Below are 15,517 nucleotides of genomic sequence, written 5' to 3'. Positions count from 1 at the left end.
ACACCAGCCCTCACGGGCCAGGAACAGGAGCACGCGATGACGCGCTTCCGCAAGCAGAACGGGACGGCCGGCAAGGTCGTCTTCGTCGGCGCCGGACCGGGCGACCCCGGGATGCTCACCGCCCGGGCGACCGCGGCGCTGGCCGAGGCCGACACCGTCCTCGTCGACACCGCCGTCCCGGCGGCGCTCACCGACGCCGTCCGCGAACAGCGCCCCGACCTGGAGCCGACCCCCGCGGTCGGCGAGCCGGCCGAGGTCGCCAAGGCGGCCGTGGCCGCGGCCAAGGGCGGCGGCACCGTCGTCCGCCTGGTGGCCGGTGACCCCTTCACCGACGACGCCGTGGTCAAGGAGGTGCTCGCCGTGGGCCGCACCTCCGTGGGCTTCGACGTCGTGCCCGGCGTCGCCCCGGCCACCGCGGTGCCGGCGTTCGCCGGTGTCGCCCTCGGCGGCACCACCCTGACCGCCGACCTCCGCGGCGGCGAGGCCGACCTGGCGGCGCTGGCCGCCGCGGCCAAGAGCCTGGACGCGCCGCTGGTGCTGTCGGGCAACGCCGAGGAGCTGCCCGACGCGGCCGCGCGGCTGGTCGAGGGCGGGCTGTCCGGCTCCACCGCCGTCGTGGTCACCACCGGCGGCTCGGGCACCGGCCAGAAGAGCGTCGTGGCCAAGCTCGCCGCGGTCGCCGAGAAGACCGCCGGCCTGGACGCCGTCACCGGCCCGGTCGTGGCCACCGTCGGCTCCGCGGTCGACAAGCGGGCCAAGCTCTCCTGGTGGGAGAGCCGGCCGCTGTTCGGCTGGCGGGTCCTGGTGCCGCGCACCAAGGACCAGGCCGGCGAGATGAGCGACCGCCTGCGGGCCTACGGCGCGGTCCCGGTCGAGGTGCCGACCATCGCCGTCGAGCCGCCCCGCAGCCCCGCCCAGATGGACCGCGCCATCAAGGGCCTGGTCACCGGCCGCTACGGCTGGATCGTGTTCACCTCGGTGAACGCGGTGAAGGCCGTGCGGGAGAAGTTCGCCGAGCTCGGCCTCGACGCCCGCGCGTTCGCCGGGGTCAAGGTCGCCTGCGTCGGCGAGCAGACCGCCGAGGCCGTCCGCGCCTTCGGCATCGTGCCGGAGCTGCTGCCCACCGGGCCGCAGTCCAGCGAGGGCCTGCTGGCCGACTTCCCGGAGTACGACGACGTCCTCGACCCGATCGACCGAGTGCTGCTGCCCCGGGCCGACATCGCGACCGAGACCCTCGCCGCGGGTCTCAAGGAGCGCGGCTGGGAGATCGACGACGTCACCGCCTACCGGACCGTCCGGGCCGCCCCGCCGCCCGCCGCGGTGCGCGAGGCGATCAAGGGCGGCGGCTTCGACGCGGTGTGCTTCACCTCGTCGAGCACGGTGCGCAACCTGGTCGGCATCGCCGGCAAGCCGCACCCCAAGACCGTCGTCGCGGTGATCGGCCCGCAGACGGCCGCGACCGCGCAGGAGTTCGGCCTGCGGGTCGACGTCCAGCCGGAGACCGCCGCCGTGGCGCCGCTGGTCGACGCGCTCGCCGAGTACGCCGAGTCCCTCCGCGAGGCGGAGGACGGGGACTCGCGGTGACCGGCGGTGCCCACCCCGGGTTCGCGCGCGGGCGTCGGCTGCGGTCGACGCCCGCGCTGCGGCGGCTGACCGCGCAGACGCGGTTGTCCCCGGCGGACTTCGTGCTGCCCGTCTTCGTCAAGCAGGACATTCCCGAGCCGGTGCCGATCAGGTCGATGCCCGGCGTCGTCCAGCACACCCTGGACTCGCTGCGCAAGGCCGCGCACGAGGCGGCCGAGGCCGGCATCTCCGGGCTGATGCTCTTCGGCATCCCCGCGGAGAAGGACCCGGTGGGCTCGCAGGCCGACGCCGCCGACGGGATCGTCAACGTCGCGCTGCAGCAGCTGCGCGCCGACCTCGGTGACGAGCTGGTCCTCATGGCCGACCTCTGCCTGTGCGAGTACACCGACCACGGGCACTGCGGGGTCGTGACCCCGGCCGGCGTGGTCGACAACGACCCGACCCTGGACCGCTACGCGGCGGTGGCCATCGCACAGGCGCAGGCCGGCGCCCACCTGGTCGCTCCCAGCGGGATGATGGACGGGCAGGTGGCCGCCATCCGCGCCGGTCTGGACAGCGCCGCGTTCTCCGAGGTGCCGATCCTCGCCTACGCCGCCAAGTACGCCTCGGGCTTCTACGGGCCCTTCCGCGAGGCGGCCGAGGGCGCGCCGCAGTTCGGCGACCGCTCGACCTACCAGATGGACCCGCCGAACGTCGACGAGGCGCTGCGCGAGGTCGCGCAGGACCTCGCCGAGGGCGCCGACGCCGTCATGGTCAAGCCGGCCCTGCCCTACCTGGACATCGTCGCCCGGGTCGCCGACTCCGTCGACGTCCCGGTCAGCGCCTACCAGGTCAGCGGCGAGTACGCGATGGTCGAGGCGGCCGCGGCCAACGGCTGGGTGGACCGGCAGCGGGCCGTCCTGGAGACGCTCACCGCGATCCGCCGGGCCGGCGCCGGCACCGTCCTGACCTACTGGGCGGTGGAAGCGGCCCGCTGGCTGCGCTGATGGGGCGGGCGGGGGACGACTTCGTCGAGCCCGGGGGCTCCTGGCGGCCGTTCTGGCTGGCCGCCGGGGTCCTCGGGCTCCTCGCCGTCGTGGCCCGGCTCGTGCCCGGGGCCGACGTACCGCCGCTGGTGGCGGTGCCGGCGGCGCTCGCCGTCCTCGGGACCGTGGCGGCCGGGGTGCTCTCGGCCCGCCGCGCCTGGGGCGTCCGGGTGGATGCCCAGGGCGACGAGCCGGCGCTGACCGTCGGCCGCGAACGCGTCCTGCTGGCCGACGTCGACGGCACCCACCTGCGCGCGGTCCGCGCCGGGACCGCGGGGGTGGACGCCGGCGCCCCGGTGCTCGGCGGTGGCTGGTCGCTCCCGCGCGGGCGGGCCGGGCTGCCGCTGCGGCTCACCGACGGGCGCACCGTGCTGGTGCCCACCCGCGACCCGGCCGCGCTCACCTCCGCGCTGCTCGACGGAGTGCGCGGGATCACCGACCGGGCCCCGGGGGGCCACACAGGGACGAAGGGGACACTGGGCTCGTGACCTCGCTGGACTCCACGCCGTACGACTACGAGGCCCCCACGTCGGCCGGCCTGTTCGCCCGCGGGCAGCGGGTCACCCCCGGCGGGGTGAACAGCCCCGTGCGCGCCTTCCGCGCCGTCGGCGGCACCCCGCGGTTCATGGCGCAGGGCTCCGGGGCCTACCTGACCGACGCCGACGGGCGGCGCTACGTCGACCTCGTCGCGTCCTGGGGCCCGCTGCTCCTCGGTCACGCCCACCCGGCGGTCGTGGAGGCCGTCACCGCCGCCGCCCGCCGCGGCCTGTCCTTCGGCGCCCCCACGGAGGGCGAGCTGGCGCTGGCCGAGGAGATCATCTCCCGCGTGGCGCCGGTCGAGCAGGTCCGGCTGGTCAACTCCGGCACCGAGGCGGTGCTCTCGGCGGTCCGGCTGGCCCGCGGCGTCACCGGCCGCCCGCTGGTGGTCAAGTTCGCCGGCTGCTACCACGGCCACGTCGACGCGCTGCTGGCCTCGGCCGGCTCGGGCGTGGCCACCCTCGGCCTGCCGGACACCCCTGGTGTCACCACGGGTGCGGCCGCCGACACCGTCGTCGTCCCCTACAACGACGTGGCCGCGGTCGAGGCGGTGTTCGCCGAGCGCGGCGACCGGATCGCCGCCGTCATCACCGAGGCCGCGGTCGGCAACATGGGCGTGGTCCCGCCGCTGGACGGCTTCAACGCCGAACTGCGCCGGATCACCGCCGCGCACGGCGCGCTGCTGGTCGTCGACGAGGTCATGACCGGTTTCCGGGTCTCCCGGTCGGGCTGGTACGGCCTGGACCCGGTCGACGCCGACCTGTTCACCTTCGGCAAGGTCATGGGCGGCGGGCTGCCGGCCGCGGCGTTCGGCGGTCGCGCCGACCTCATGCAGCACCTCGCTCCCGCCGGGCCGGTCTACCAGGCGGGCACGCTGTCGGGGAACCCGGTGGCCGTCGCCGCCGGCCTGGCCACCCTGCGCCACTGCACCGACGCGGTCTACGCCCGCTGCGACGAGGTGGCCGGGGTCCTGCGCGGGGCGGCCAGCGCCGCACTGTTCTCCGCCGGCGTGCCGCACCGGGTGCAGCAGGCCGGCTCGATGTTCTCGGTGTTCTTCGTGCCCGACGGACGGCAGGTCCGCGACTACGACGACGCCCGCTCGCAGGACGCCGCCCGCTACACCGCCTTCTTCCACGCGATGCTGGCCCGCGGGGTCTACCTGCCGCCGTCGGCCTTCGAGGCGTGGTTCGTCAACGCGGCCCTGGACGACGAGGCCGTCGAGCGGGTGCTCCAGGCGCTGCCGGCGGCCGCCCGCGCCGCCGCCGCGGTCGAGCCCGCCGCGGCGCCGGCCGCCGAGGACCCGGCCGGGGTGAGCACCTGATGGCCGAGACGACCGTCGTCCACGTGCTGCGGCACGGTGAGGTCCACAACCCCGAGAAGATCCTCTACGGCCGGCTGCCCGGGTACCGGCTGTCGGAGACCGGTGAGGCCATGGCGCTGGCCGCCGCCGAGTGGTTGGCCGCGCGCCGGCCGGTCACCCACCTGGTGTCCAGCCCGCTGGAGCGCGCCCGGCAGACCGCCGCGCCGATCGCCTCGGCCCTCGACCTGCCGGTGACCGTCGACGACCGGCTGGTCGAGGCGGGCAACGCCTTCGAGGGGCTGCGGGTCGGCGTCGGGGACGGGGCGCTGCGCCAGCCCCAGCACTGGTGGAAGCTGCGCAACCCGTTCCGGCCCTCGTGGGGCGAGCCGTACGTCGAGATCGCCGCCCGCATGGTCGCCGCGGTGGAGGCCGCGCGCGACGCCGCCCGCGGGTCCGCGGCGGTGTGCGTCAGCCACCAGTTGCCGATCTGGACGCTGCGGCTGCACCTGGAGGGACGCCGCTACGTGCACGACCCCCGCCGCCGGCAGTGCGGGCTGGCCAGCGTCACCTCGCTGACCTACGAGGGGGACCGGTTCGTGGGGCTGACCTACGCCGAGCCCGCCGGTGCCACCGACCCCGACGCGGTGCCCGGGGCATGAGGCTCTCCCTCCGGGGACGCACCCCGCGTCGCCGCGGTACCGAGCGGCTCCTCGGCGTCCTGCTGGGCGCGGCCGTCCTCGCGGGCTGCTCCACCGGCTCCTCCGCCGTCGACGTCAACAACGGCGGCCAGTTCCGCTTCGTCGCCGGCACCCCGGCCGGGGAGGTCATCCCCGAGGACGAGCGGGCCGCCGCCCCCGACTTCTCCGGCACGCTCCTCGGCGGGGGCGAGTTCGCCTCGACCGAGCTGGCCGGGGACATCGCCGTCCTCAACTTCTGGGGCTCGTGGTGCCCGCCCTGCCGGGTGGAGACGCCGCAGTTCCAGGAGGTCTACGCCGACGTCCGTGACCAGGGGATCGCCTTCCTCGGGCTGAACGTCAAGGAGACCAGCGAGCAGTTCGCGCAGGCGTTCGTCGACAGCGAGGGCATCGAGTTCCCGTCGCTGTACGACCCCCGCGGTGAGGTGGCGCTGGCGTTCCGGGACTACCCGGCCAACGCCATCCCCTCCACCATCGTGCTCGACCGCGACGGCCGGGTGGCCGCCGTCTACACCGGTGAGGTCGCCCAGGCCGACCTGCGCGCGGTGCTCGACCTGCTGCTGGCGGAGGAGGGCTGATGGGGGAGACCTTCAGCGGCCTGGTCACCGACGGTCCGCTGCTCGTCGCCGCCGCCGTCGCGGCGCTGGTGGGGCTGGTCAGCTTCGCCTCGCCGTGCGTCCTGCCCCTGGTGCCCGGCTACCTCTCGTACGTCACCGGCCTGGCCGGGGCCGGCTCGCGGACGACGGCGCCCGCTCCCGCCGCGAGCCGCGGCGGGAGCACCGCCACGGCGGTCCGCACGGACGCCGACGAGCGCTCTCCCCGGGGCCGCATGGTGCTCGGCGCGCTGCTGTTCGTGCTCGGCTTCACCGCGGTCTTCGTCGCGTTCGGTGCGGCGTTCGGTGGGCTCGGCCGGCTGCTGCTGCAGCACGCCGACGTGCTCACCCGGGTCTTCGGCGTCGTCACCATCGTCATGGGCCTGGCCTTCCTGGGCTGGCTGCCGGTCCTGCAGCGCACCGCACGCCTGTCGGCCCGCCCGGTCGCCGGGCTGGCCGGGGCGCCGCTGCTCGGCATCGTCTTCGGCCTCGGCTGGACGCCGTGCCTCGGCCCCACCCTGGCCGCGGTCAACTCCCTCGCCTACGTCGAGGCGACCGCCGGCCGCGGTGCCCTCCTCGGCGTCGCCTACTGCCTCGGCCTCGGCGTGCCGTTCGTGCTGGTCGCCCTCGGCGCCCGCTGGGCGCTGGGCGCGACCTCGTTCCTGCGCCGGCACGCGCGCACCGTCACCCGGGTCGGCGGCGCGCTGCTGGTCGTCGTCGGCGTGCTGCTGGTCACCGGCGCGTGGACGGAGATGATGGGCTGGCTGCGTTCCTGGCTGGCCGCCACCGGCTTCGCGGAGACCTCGCTGTGACGACGACCGCCCCGCCGCGGCCGGCCGCCGCGCCGCAGCCGCCCGCCCGGCCGGCCGCGGGCCGGCGTGCGCTGGACCTGTGGCTGCGCTGGTGGCGCCGGCTCACCGCCATGCGGACGGCGATCATCCTGCTGCTCCTGCTGGCCCTGGCCGCGATCCCCGGCTCGCTGCTGCCCCAGCGCTCGCTCAGCCAGAACAACGTCACCCAGTACTTCGCCGACCACCCCGCGCTCGCGCCGTGGCTGGACCGGCTGTACCTGTTCGACGTCTTCAGCTCGCCGTGGTTCGCCGCGGTCTACCTGCTGCTTTTCGTCTCGCTGATCAGCTGCGTGGTCCCGCGGCTGGTCGAGCACGTCCGGGCGCTGCGCGCGGCCCCGCCCCCGGCGCCGCGCCGGCTGCTGCGACTGCCCGACTCCGCGGAGCTCGCCACCCCGCTGGCCGGGCCCGCCGCCCTCGACGTGGTCGAGGAGGAGCTGCGGGTGCAGCGCTTCCGCGTCGTCCGGCGCGAGACCGGGGCGGGCCCCGAGCTGTCCGCGGAGAAGGGCTTCTGGAAGGAGTCCGGGAACATACTGTTCCACCTCTCCCTGGTCGCCCTGCTGCTCGGCCTGGCCGGCGGCAAGCTCTGGGGGTACGAGGGCAGCATCCTGGTCACCGAGGGCCAGGGGTTCTGCAACTCCTTCCAGCAGTACGACACCTACTCGGCCGGTCCGCTGGTGGAGGGCGCCGACCTCACGCCGCTGTGCGTGGACCTCGAGGACTTCCGCGCCGAGTACGAGGAGGACCTCACGGCGTCCTCGTACACCGCCGACATCACCTACGGGGCGCCGGGCGAGGAGGGCCGGCCGGCGACGATCGGCGTCAACGACCCGCTGCGCATGGACGGCGACCGGGTCTACGTGACCGGCCACGGCTACAGCCCGCGGTTCACCGTCACCCTCCCCGGCGGGCAGGTCTTCGAGGGCGTCTCGGCGCCGTTCCTCCCCGCGGACCAGGCGACGATGTCCAGCCAGGGCGCGCTGAAGCTGCCCGACCTGGGTGCCGGCACCGACGACCAGCTCGCCCTCGAGGGGTTCTTCGCCCCGACCGGGGTGCTGCAGGGCGGCATCCTGACCTCGATCGACCCGCGGCCGCTGAGCCCGCAGGTCGCGATCATCGCCTACCGCGGGTACCTGGGCCTGGACTCCGGGCTGCCGCAGTCGGTGTACTCGCTGGACCAGAGCCAGATCGAGCGCGGCCGGCTCACCGAGGCCGGCCGCGCCAACCTCGCCGTCGGCGAGACGCTGACCCTGGACGACGGCACGGCCGTCACCTTCGACGGCTACGCCCAGTTCGCCGCCCTGCAGTTCTCCCACGACCCCGGGCAGGTGTGGGTGCTGGCGGCCGCCATCAGCCTGCTGCTCGGCCTGCTCGCGCTGCTGCTGCTCCGCCGCGAGCGCGTCTTCGCCCGCGCCGGCCCCACCCCCGGTGGCGGCGGTACCGTCCTCACGGTCGGCTCGCTGACCCGGGGCGGCGGCGAGAGCGCCACGCGGTTCGCCGAGCTCACCGACCGGTTGCGGACGGCGCTCGAGCAGCGGTCCCCCCAGCCCCCCGCCCCGTCGTCCGTCGGGGCCCCACCGGAACCGGAGGCTCCCCCGAGTGACCGTTGACCAGTCGCTGGCCGACCTGTCGGACACCCTGTTCTCCATCGCCGTCGCGATCTACTCGGTGGCCGTCGTCGCGTTCTCCGCGCAGCTGGCCTTCGGCCGCCGACCGGCCGCCCGTGAGCTGGTCGGTGCCGGCGTCGGCGCCGGCGGGGGGCCGGTCCCGCGGCCGCAGGGCGCCGCGCCGCGCAGCCCGCGGTGGGCCCAGGTCGGGCTCGCCGTCAGCGCGCTCGGCGCCGTGGCGCACGCCGGTGTGCTGGTCACCCGCGGGCTGGCCACCGACCGGCTGCCCTGGGGCAACATGTACGAGTTCGCCACCGCCGTCGTCCTGGTGGGGGTGGTCGCGTTCCTCGTGCTCGCCGTGCGGATGCCCGGCATCCGCGCCATGGGGGCGTTCGTGCTCGCCCCGGTCGTGCTGAGCCTCGTCGCGATCGGCCTCTTCCTGTACGCGGAGGCCGGACCGCTGGTCGCCGCCCTGCGCTCGAGCTGGCTCGCCGTCCACGTCAGCACCGCGATCATCGGGTTCGGGGTCTTCTTCGTCAGCGGGATCGCCAGCGCCCTGTACCTCCTGCGCGTCCGGCACGACGCCCGCGGGGACGACGGCGGGACGTCGGTGCTCGCCAAGCTCCCCGGCGCGGCCACGCTGGACCGGGTCGCGCACCGCACCGCCGTCTTCGGCTTCCCCATCTGGACCTTCGCGGTCATCGCCGGGGCCATCTGGGCCGAGAGCGCGTGGGGCCGGTTCTGGGGCTGGGACCCCAAGGAGACCTGGGCGTTCATCGCCTGGGTGGTCTACGCCGGCTACCTGCACGCCCGGACCACGGCCGGCTGGCGCGGCCGCCCGGCGGCCTGGGTCAACGTGGTCGGCCTGGTCGTGATGATCTTCAACCTGCTGTACGTGAACATGGTCTCCACCGGCCTGCACAGCTACGCCGGGGTCAGCTGAGCACCGGCGGACACCTCCGTCCGGGGGACACGTCCACCGCTCCGGTGCCCGGCAGCGTGACGAGGCCCACCGCGGCGTGCTTCCATGCGCGCATGACGCTGAACCGGGCGGCCCGCCGTGGGTAGGCACTCGGCCGCCGAGGACGCCGCCGTCGACCCCGTCGTCGCCGCGGCACTGGCGCGGCGACCGGCGGGGCTGCCGGCCGGCCGGCACGGCGACCTGCGCGCCGACTCCCCCGAGAGCGGCCTGGGCTGGCCGGGCGACTCGACGACGCACGAGGGGCTGGGCTGGCCCGGCGGCATGTCCGCCGAACCGCGAGGGGCGGTCGCGGTCGACGGGCCCGGGCGCAGGGCACGCCCGCGGGGCTGGCGGCGCTTCTTCCGCGCCGCCTGAGGGAGGACCCCGTCCTCCGCATCCCCCGTGCGCCCGCGGCGGTGCCCTGGAGGAGGGCGACGCCGGGGAGAGCCGGAATCGGCTCGAGGAGCTAGGCCGGGGAGCCGTCGTCGCGCCGCGTGCGGCGCTCGAGCTCCCGCAGGAACTCGGGGTCGTCGTCGGGCGCCAGCGGCGGGCCGCTGCGCGTCGGCCGCGGCCGTGGCCGCACCTGGGGCCGCACGCCGCGTCCGCCGGGCCCGCCCGCAGCGGACGCGCGCATGACGAGCACCACCACGGCGACCACCAGAACCAGCACCACCAGGAACGCCATGGCGATCTCCCCCTCCACCGAGTCGAGCCCGACTGCACCCCACAGTACGTCCGCGGCGATACTCGACCGCGGCACCGGAGCGCCGTACGAGGGGAGAGCGCCATCGACGCCGTCGACCGGCAGCTGGTCGAGCTGCTCGGCGCCAACGGGCGGGCCAGCTACGCCGAGCTCGCCCGCCAGGTGGGGCTGTCCGCACCCGCCGTCCACGAGCGCGTCGGCAAGCTGGAGGCGGCCGGGGTGATCCTCGGCTACCGGGCGGTCGTCGACCCGGCGGCGGTGGGCCTCGACGTCACCGCGCTGATCAGCGTGATCGAGAGCGACGCGGTCGACGACACCGGCATCGAGGAGGCGCTGCGGGCCATGCCGGAGGTGGAGGACTGCTGGCGGGTCGCCGGGGCGGAGGGCTACGTGCTCAAGGTCCGCGTGACCGACATCCCGGCACTGGAGGCCACCATCAGCGCGTTGAACAGGATCCGGGGCGTCGCACGCACCCGGACGACCGTCGTCCTGAGTACCAAGTGGGAGGGCCGCCATGGCCGAGAACGCTGAGCCGACGGTGCCCGGGGCGCCGACGGGAGGTCCGGCGGCGCCGCCGAGGATCGCGCCCTGGCTCGTCATCTACACCGTCGGCCGGTTCGCCATCGCCGCCGCGCTGGTCCTGCTGTTGTGGTGGCTGGGCCTGGAGGGCTTCCCCGGGCTGCTGTTCGGCCTGCTGCTGTCGATGCCGGTCTCGTACCTGCTGCTGCGCCCGTCCCGGGAGCGGCTGACCGAGGGGCTGGCCGCCCGCAGCGTGGCCCGGCAGCAGGCCAAGCGGGACATCGGCGCCCGCCTCGCCGGCGACGAGACCTGACGGCCGCGGTGCTGCCCCGGCCGCTCAGCCGCTGAGGGCGAGCCCCGCGCCGAGCAGGACGCCGGTGACCAGCGTGAGCCGGCCGGTGCCCCCGAGCGCTCCGATGAGCGCCGGCCCCCGCCCGCCGGTGAGCACGGTGCGCACCGGCGGCACCGCCAGCGGGACGGCGAGCAGGCCGAGCAGCGCCTCCGGCCGGACGACGCCGATCGCCGCCACGACGGCGAAGGCCACGACCGGCAGCGCCGCGAACGCGGTGCGGGTGCCGCGCTCGCCCATCAGCACCGCGAGCGTGCGCTTGCCGACGGCGGCGTCGCCCTCGATGTCGCGCAGGTTGTTGACGACGAGCAGCGCGACGATCAGCAGGCCGACCGGCACCGATGCCGCGACGGCCAGCGCCTCCACCGAGCGGGTCTGCGCGAACGTCGTCCCGACGACGGCGACCGGGCCGAAGAAGACGAAGACGAAGACCTCGCCCAGGGCGCGGTAGCCGTAGGGGACCGGGCCACCGGTGTAGGTCCAGGCGGCGACGATGCACACCGCGCCCACCGCGACCAGCCACCAGCTCGACAGCGCCGCCAGCGCCACGCCGGCCACCCCGGCGACGGCGAAGGACAGCACCGCGGCGAGGAGCACCTGCCGCGGGGTGGCCGCGCCGGAGCCGACCAGCCGCATCGGCCCCACGCGCACGGTGTCGGTGCCGCGGGTGCCGTCGGAGTAGTCGTTGGCGTAGTTGACCGCCACCTGCAGCGCCAGCGCCACCACCAGCGCCAGCAGCGCCGGGGCGGGCCGGAAGCCGTCGAGCGCCGCGGCCGCGCCGGTGCCCACGAACACCGGCGCGACGGCGGCGGGCAGGGTGCGGGGCCGGGCGCCGGCCAGCCACTGGGCGGGGGTGGCCATCAGCGTGCGCTCCCGGGGTCGATCGAGGCGGCCAGACCACGGCGGTCGGGCTTGCCGGTGTGCAGGGTCGGCACGGCGCCGATGCGGTGCAGCTCCCGCGGTGCGGCGGGACCGCCGAGCCGCTCGGCCACCCACGGCCGCAGCACGGCGAGGTCCGGCTCGGCTCCGGACGCCGGGACGACGGCGGCGACCACGCGCTGCCCCCACTCCTCGTCGGGGCGGCCGAAGACCACCGCGTCGGCGACGGAGGGGTGCTCGCGCAGGGCGGCCTCGACCGCGGCCGGGGCGACGTTCACCCCGCCGGAGACGACGACGTCGTCCAGCCGGCCGTGCACGGTGAGCCGGCCGGCCGCGTCCAGCGTGCCGGCGTCCCGGGTGCGGAACCAGCCGTCGGCGAACGCGGCCGCCGTGCCCTCGGGGTCCAGCCGGTAGCCGAGCGCGAGAACCGGCCCGGCCAGCTCGATGCCGCCGTCCACCACGCGCACCCGCACGCCGTCCAGCGGCCGCCCGTCGTACACGCAGCCGCCGGCGGTCTCGGTCATGCCGTAGGTGGTCACCACGGCGACGCCCTCGTCCCGGGCCCGGGCCAGCAGGGCGGGGTCGGTGGCCGCGCCGCCGACGAGGACCGCGGCGAAGGCGCGCAGCGCACCGGGCTCGGCGTCGAGGTACCGGCGCAGCTGGGTGGGCACCATCGCGGTGTAGCGGCGTTGTTCCGGCATCCGGGCCACCGCGGCGGCCAGCGGCTCGCCGGGCGCGAGCACGGTCGGCTCCGGGCCGGCCAGCACCGAGCGGCAGAGCACCTGCAGGCCGGCGACCGCCGACACCGGCAGGGCCAGCAGCCAGGCGCCCGGACCGCCGAGGCGGCGCAGTGTCGCCGTGCCCGAGGCGCGCACCGCCGCGGCCGGCAGCAGCACACCGCGGCCGCCGCCGGTCGACCCCGAGGTGACGACGACGAGGTCCGCGCCGTCCTCCAGCGGTTCCTGCGGGCGCAGCAGCCGCCCGGCCGCCTCGACCGCCGCGGGCGGCCCGGCCGGCAGCACGGCCAGCGGAGCCGTGCCGTCCAGGGCGGCGCGCAGGGGGGCGAGGAGTGCCAGGGGGTCGGCCGGCGCGGGCACGAGGGTCAGGTGCCGGGCCACGGGTCCTGAGGCTACTGCGGCCCTCCGCGGGGACCCGCCGCGAGCGGGCGAGGCACCGGGCGGCCCCGTCGGGGGCAGTGCCCCGAGCCTGCGGGGACCGGGAGGACGGGGTCCTCCTAGGCTGGTCGGGTGATCGACCTCCGCTCGTCGCAGCTCGGCGAGGTGCGGGTCTGGTCGGTCCCGATGCGCACCCGCTTCCGCGGCATCGACGTCCGCGACGGCGTGCTGGTGCGCGGCCCGGCCGGCTGGGGCGAGTTCTCCCCGTTCTGGGACTACGACGTCACCGAGAGCCGGCGCTGGTGGGCTGCCGCCGTGGAGGCCGCGGTCGACGGCTGGCCGGCGCCACGGCGGGACGCCGTCCCGGTCAACGTGACCGTGCCCGCGGTCGGCGCCGAGCGGGCACACGCGATCGTCACCGCGTCGGGCTGCCGGACCGCGAAGGTGAAGGTGGCCGAGCCCGGGCAGACGCCGGCCGACGACCTGGCGCGGGTGGAGGCGGTACGCGATGCCCTGGGCCCGGCGGGGGCGGTCCGCGTCGACGCCAACGCCGCGTGGGACGTCGACACCGCCGTGGCCCGCATCCGCGAACTGGACCGTGTCGGCCTGGAGTACGTCGAGCAGCCCTGCGCCACGCTGGAGGAGCTGGCCGCGCTGCGCCGGCGCATCGACGTGCGGGTCGCCGCCGACGAGGTCGTGCGCCGTTCCGCCGACCCGCGTCGGGTGGACCTCCGCGAGGTCTGCGACGTCGTCGTCCTCAAGGTGCAGCCGCTCGGCGGCGTCCGGGCCGCGCTGGAGGTCGCCGAGGCGCACGGGCTCCCCTGCGTCGTCTCCTCGGCCCTGGAGTCGTCGGTCGGCATCGCCGCCGGGGTGGCGTTGGCCGCCACCCTGCCCGAGCTGCCCTTCGCCTGCGGGCTGGCCACCGTCGCGCTGTTCACCGGCGACGTGACCAGCACGCCGCTGCTCCCGGTCGACGGCGTCCTGCCCGTGGTGCGCCCGGAACCGGACCGGCTCGCCGACGCGGTGGCCGACCCGCTCACCCAGGCGCGGTGGGGCGCCCGGCTGGCCGCGGTGGTCGCCGCGTGAACCCGTCCACCGCCTGTGCCCGGGTGCTCGTCGACGAACTCGTCCGCGGCGGGGTCACCGACGCGGTGCTCGCCCCGGGCTCCCGGTCCGCGCCGCTCGCGCTGGCGCTGTTCGACGCCGAGCGGGCCGGCCGCCTGACCCTGCACGTGCGCATCGACGAGCGGACGGCCGCCTTCCTCGCCCTGGGCCTGGCCAGGGCGTCGGGCCGGCCGGTGCCGGTGCTCACCACGTCAGGGACGGCGACGGCCCACCTGCACGCCGCGGTCCTCGAGGCCGACGCCGCCGGGATCCCGCTGCTCGCCCTGACCGCCGACCGGCCGCCCGAGCTGCGGGACACCGGCGCCAACCAGACGATCGTCCAGCCCGGCCTGTACGGCGGGGCGGTGCGGACCGCGGTCGACGTCGGCGTCCCCGAGGCGGGGCGGGAGGCGGCCCAGAACCGGTACTGGCGTTCGCTGGTGGCCAAGGCCCTGCTGGTGGCCCGCGGCGTGCTCTCCGGGGATCCGGGCCCGGTGCACCTCAACCTGCCGTTCCGCGAGCCGCTGCTGCCCGACGACCCGGCCTCCGGCGAGCTGACCGGACCCTGGGCCGGCCGCCCGGACGGCGCGCCCTGGACGACCGGGACGGCACCGTCCCCGACCCCGGCCGGGGAGACCGGGCCCGCGCGCACGCTCGTCGTGGTGGGCGACGCGCCACCGGCGCTGGGCCGGGCCGCCGCCGCCCTGGCGACCGCCCAGGGGTGGCCGGTGGTCGCCGAGCCCTCCGGCGGCGCGTGGGGGGCGTCGCTGCGCGGCGGGCCGCTGCTGCTGGGCGCGCCCGGCTGGCTGGCCGCGCACCGACCGGAGCGGGTGCTCGTCGTCGGCCGGCCCACGCTGTCGCGGCCGGTGGCGGCGCTGCTGGCCGACCCCGCCGTCCGGGTCGAGACGGTCGCCGCCGCCCCGCGCTGGGCCGACGCCGGCCGGTCGACCGCCGCCGTGGGCGTGCTGCCGGCCGGCGGCGCCCCGGGCGACGGCGCGTGGCGGAGGGCGTGGGGCAGCGCCGCCGCGCAGGTGGGGACGGCGGTCGACCGGCTGCTGGACGCCGCCGAGGGGCTGACCGCCGCCCGGCTGGCCCGTGACCTCGTCGCCGGCGTGCCCGACGGCGCGCTGCTGGTGCTGGGCTCCTCCACCCCGGTGCGCGACGTCGACCGGCTCGCCGTCCCCCGGGCCGGGCTGACGGTGCTGGCCAACCGCGGGGTCGCCGGCATCGACGGCACGGTCTCCACGGCCGTCGGCGCGGCGCTGGTGCACCAGCGGGCCGGTGGGGGGCCCGCCGTCGCGCTCCTCGGCGACCTCACGTTCCTGCACGACCTGCAGGGCCTGCTCGGCGGCGACGGGGAACCGCGGCCGGACCTCACCCTGGTCGTGCCCGACAACGACGGCGGCGGCATCTTCGCCCAGCTGGAGCCGGGGCAGCCGCGGTACGAGGCCGGCTACCGGCGGGTGTTCGGGACCCCGCACGGGCGCGACCTGGTCGCCGTGGCCGAGGCGCTGGGCTGGGCCGCCGTCCGGGTGGACCGCCCCGCCGACCTCGCCGCCGCCGTGGCTGCCGGTGGGCCGCGGGTGGTCGTCGTCCGCACCGCGCAGCGGGCCGAGGCCGAACTCGCCCGGCAGCTGCGCACCGCCGCGACCGGGGCGCTGGGCGGCCACTGACGGCGGTGGGCCCGGCACGGTCGAC

The 15,517-nt window shown here is 76.9% G+C and carries 17 protein-coding genes; 14 read left to right on the top strand and 3 right to left on the bottom strand.

Features of this window, described 5'->3' with window-relative positions:
* The first annotated feature begins 36 nt into the window (after positions 1–36).
* The 10 genes from ACI78V_RS01095 (at position 37) to ACI78V_RS01050 (ending at position 9,525) form a co-directional block, all read left to right on the top strand.
* Positions 37–1,584: a uroporphyrinogen-III synthase gene (locus tag ACI78V_RS01095; RefSeq protein ID WP_456848052.1), complete on the top strand. Its 1,548-nt coding sequence runs from the start codon at positions 37–39 to the stop codon at positions 1,582–1,584.
* Positions 1,581–2,570, top strand: coding sequence for a porphobilinogen synthase (gene hemB, locus ACI78V_RS01090; protein ID WP_456848050.1), 990 nt, complete (start codon positions 1,581–1,583; stop codon positions 2,568–2,570). The genes ACI78V_RS01095 and hemB overlap by 4 nt, the downstream gene beginning before the upstream one ends.
* On the top strand, positions 2,570–3,097 hold the full coding sequence (locus tag ACI78V_RS01085) for a hypothetical protein (RefSeq protein ID WP_456848048.1): 528 nt from the start codon (positions 2,570–2,572) through the stop codon (positions 3,095–3,097). The genes hemB and ACI78V_RS01085 overlap by 1 nt, the downstream gene beginning before the upstream one ends.
* Positions 3,094–4,467 carry a glutamate-1-semialdehyde 2,1-aminomutase gene (hemL, locus tag ACI78V_RS01080; protein ID WP_456848046.1) on the top strand — a complete coding sequence of 458 codons (1,374 nt, stop codon included), beginning with the start codon at positions 3,094–3,096 and terminating at the stop codon, positions 4,465–4,467. Before ACI78V_RS01085 ends, hemL begins: the two co-directional genes overlap by 4 nt.
* Positions 4,467–5,105, top strand: a complete 639-nt coding sequence (locus ACI78V_RS01075; RefSeq protein WP_456848044.1) for a histidine phosphatase family protein — start codon at positions 4,467–4,469, stop codon at positions 5,103–5,105. The genes hemL and ACI78V_RS01075 overlap by 1 nt, the downstream gene beginning before the upstream one ends.
* A complete protein-coding gene (locus tag ACI78V_RS01070; RefSeq protein ID WP_456848042.1) occupies positions 5,102–5,719 on the top strand; it encodes a TlpA family protein disulfide reductase in 618 nt (205 codons plus the stop codon). Before ACI78V_RS01075 ends, ACI78V_RS01070 begins: the two co-directional genes overlap by 4 nt.
* Positions 5,719–6,546, top strand: a complete 828-nt coding sequence (locus tag ACI78V_RS01065) for a cytochrome c biogenesis CcdA family protein (protein ID WP_456848040.1) — start codon at positions 5,719–5,721, stop codon at positions 6,544–6,546. Before ACI78V_RS01070 ends, ACI78V_RS01065 begins: the two co-directional genes overlap by 1 nt.
* Complete coding sequence (gene resB, locus ACI78V_RS01060) at positions 6,543–8,192, top strand: cytochrome c biogenesis protein ResB (protein ID WP_456848038.1); 1,650 nt, start codon at positions 6,543–6,545, stop codon at positions 8,190–8,192. Before ACI78V_RS01065 ends, resB begins: the two co-directional genes overlap by 4 nt.
* Entirely contained in the window at positions 8,182–9,132 is a 951-nt protein-coding gene (gene ccsB, locus ACI78V_RS01055; protein WP_456848036.1) for a c-type cytochrome biogenesis protein CcsB, read from the top strand. The genes resB and ccsB overlap by 11 nt, the downstream gene beginning before the upstream one ends.
* A 117-nt stretch (positions 9,133–9,249) precedes the next feature.
* Positions 9,250–9,525 (top strand): hypothetical protein, encoded by a 276-nt coding sequence (locus tag ACI78V_RS01050; RefSeq protein ID WP_456848034.1) that lies wholly within the window; start codon positions 9,250–9,252, stop codon positions 9,523–9,525.
* Between the two features lie 91 nt (positions 9,526–9,616).
* Here the strand turns inward: ACI78V_RS01050 and ACI78V_RS01045 are convergent, their stop codons facing one another.
* Positions 9,617–9,835, bottom strand: a complete 219-nt coding sequence (locus ACI78V_RS01045; RefSeq protein WP_456848192.1) for a hypothetical protein — start codon at positions 9,833–9,835, stop codon at positions 9,617–9,619.
* A gap of 102 nt (positions 9,836–9,937) precedes the next feature.
* Here ACI78V_RS01045 and ACI78V_RS01040 point away from each other — a divergent pair, with 102 nt between their 5' ends.
* Positions 9,938–10,384 carry an Lrp/AsnC family transcriptional regulator gene (locus ACI78V_RS01040; RefSeq protein ID WP_456848190.1) on the top strand — a complete coding sequence of 149 codons (447 nt, stop codon included), beginning with the start codon at positions 9,938–9,940 and terminating at the stop codon, positions 10,382–10,384.
* Positions 10,368–10,685, top strand: coding sequence for a DUF4229 domain-containing protein (locus ACI78V_RS01035; protein ID WP_456848032.1), 318 nt, complete (start codon positions 10,368–10,370; stop codon positions 10,683–10,685). The genes ACI78V_RS01040 and ACI78V_RS01035 overlap by 17 nt, the downstream gene beginning before the upstream one ends.
* Before the next feature lie 24 nt (positions 10,686–10,709).
* Here ACI78V_RS01035 and ACI78V_RS01030 read toward each other — a convergent pair whose 3' ends face one another.
* Both ACI78V_RS01030 and menE read right to left on the bottom strand, forming a co-directional pair.
* Positions 10,710–11,582 (bottom strand): 1,4-dihydroxy-2-naphthoate polyprenyltransferase, encoded by an 873-nt coding sequence (locus tag ACI78V_RS01030; RefSeq protein ID WP_456848030.1) that lies wholly within the window; start codon positions 11,580–11,582, stop codon positions 10,710–10,712.
* Complete coding sequence (menE, locus tag ACI78V_RS01025; protein ID WP_456848028.1) at positions 11,582–12,718, bottom strand: o-succinylbenzoate--CoA ligase; 1,137 nt, start codon at positions 12,716–12,718, stop codon at positions 11,582–11,584. The genes ACI78V_RS01030 and menE overlap by 1 nt, the downstream gene beginning before the upstream one ends.
* A gap of 129 nt (positions 12,719–12,847) precedes the next feature.
* Here menE and ACI78V_RS01020 point away from each other — a divergent pair, with 129 nt between their 5' ends.
* Positions 12,848–13,801, top strand: a complete 954-nt coding sequence (locus ACI78V_RS01020; RefSeq protein ID WP_456848026.1) for an o-succinylbenzoate synthase — start codon at positions 12,848–12,850, stop codon at positions 13,799–13,801.
* Entirely contained in the window at positions 13,798–15,492 is a 1,695-nt protein-coding gene (gene menD / locus ACI78V_RS01015) for a 2-succinyl-5-enolpyruvyl-6-hydroxy-3-cyclohexene-1-carboxylic-acid synthase (RefSeq protein WP_456848024.1), read from the top strand. Before ACI78V_RS01020 ends, menD begins: the two co-directional genes overlap by 4 nt.
* Positions 15,493–15,517 lie beyond the last annotated feature (25 nt).

The organism is Geodermatophilus sp. SYSU D00742 (assembly GCF_054049935.1).
Note: the sequence above shows the minus strand (reverse complement) of the source record. Positions and strands in the feature narration are given on the sequence as shown.

Bases quoted from the DNA above. Each gene is read 5' to 3' on its own strand.
- ACI78V_RS01075 (WP_456848044.1), top strand. From the start codon at position 4,467: ATGGCCGAGACGACCGTCGTCCACGTGCTGCGGCACGGTGAGGTCCAC.
- ACI78V_RS01095 (WP_456848052.1), top strand. From the start codon at position 37: ATGACGCGCTTCCGCAAGCAGAACGGGACGGCCGGCAAGGTCGTCTTC.
- ACI78V_RS01065 (WP_456848040.1), top strand. From the start codon at position 5,719: ATGGGGGAGACCTTCAGCGGCCTGGTCACCGACGGTCCGCTGCTCGTC.
- ACI78V_RS01045 (WP_456848192.1), bottom strand. From the start codon at position 9,835: ATGGCGTTCCTGGTGGTGCTGGTTCTGGTGGTCGCCGTGGTGGTGCTC.
- ACI78V_RS01085 (WP_456848048.1), top strand. From the start codon at position 2,570: ATGGGGCGGGCGGGGGACGACTTCGTCGAGCCCGGGGGCTCCTGGCGG.
- ACI78V_RS01030 (WP_456848030.1), bottom strand. From the start codon at position 11,582: ATGGCCACCCCCGCCCAGTGGCTGGCCGGCGCCCGGCCCCGCACCCTG.
- ACI78V_RS01035 (WP_456848032.1), top strand. From the start codon at position 10,368: ATGGCCGAGAACGCTGAGCCGACGGTGCCCGGGGCGCCGACGGGAGGT.
- ACI78V_RS01070 (WP_456848042.1), top strand. From the start codon at position 5,102: ATGAGGCTCTCCCTCCGGGGACGCACCCCGCGTCGCCGCGGTACCGAG.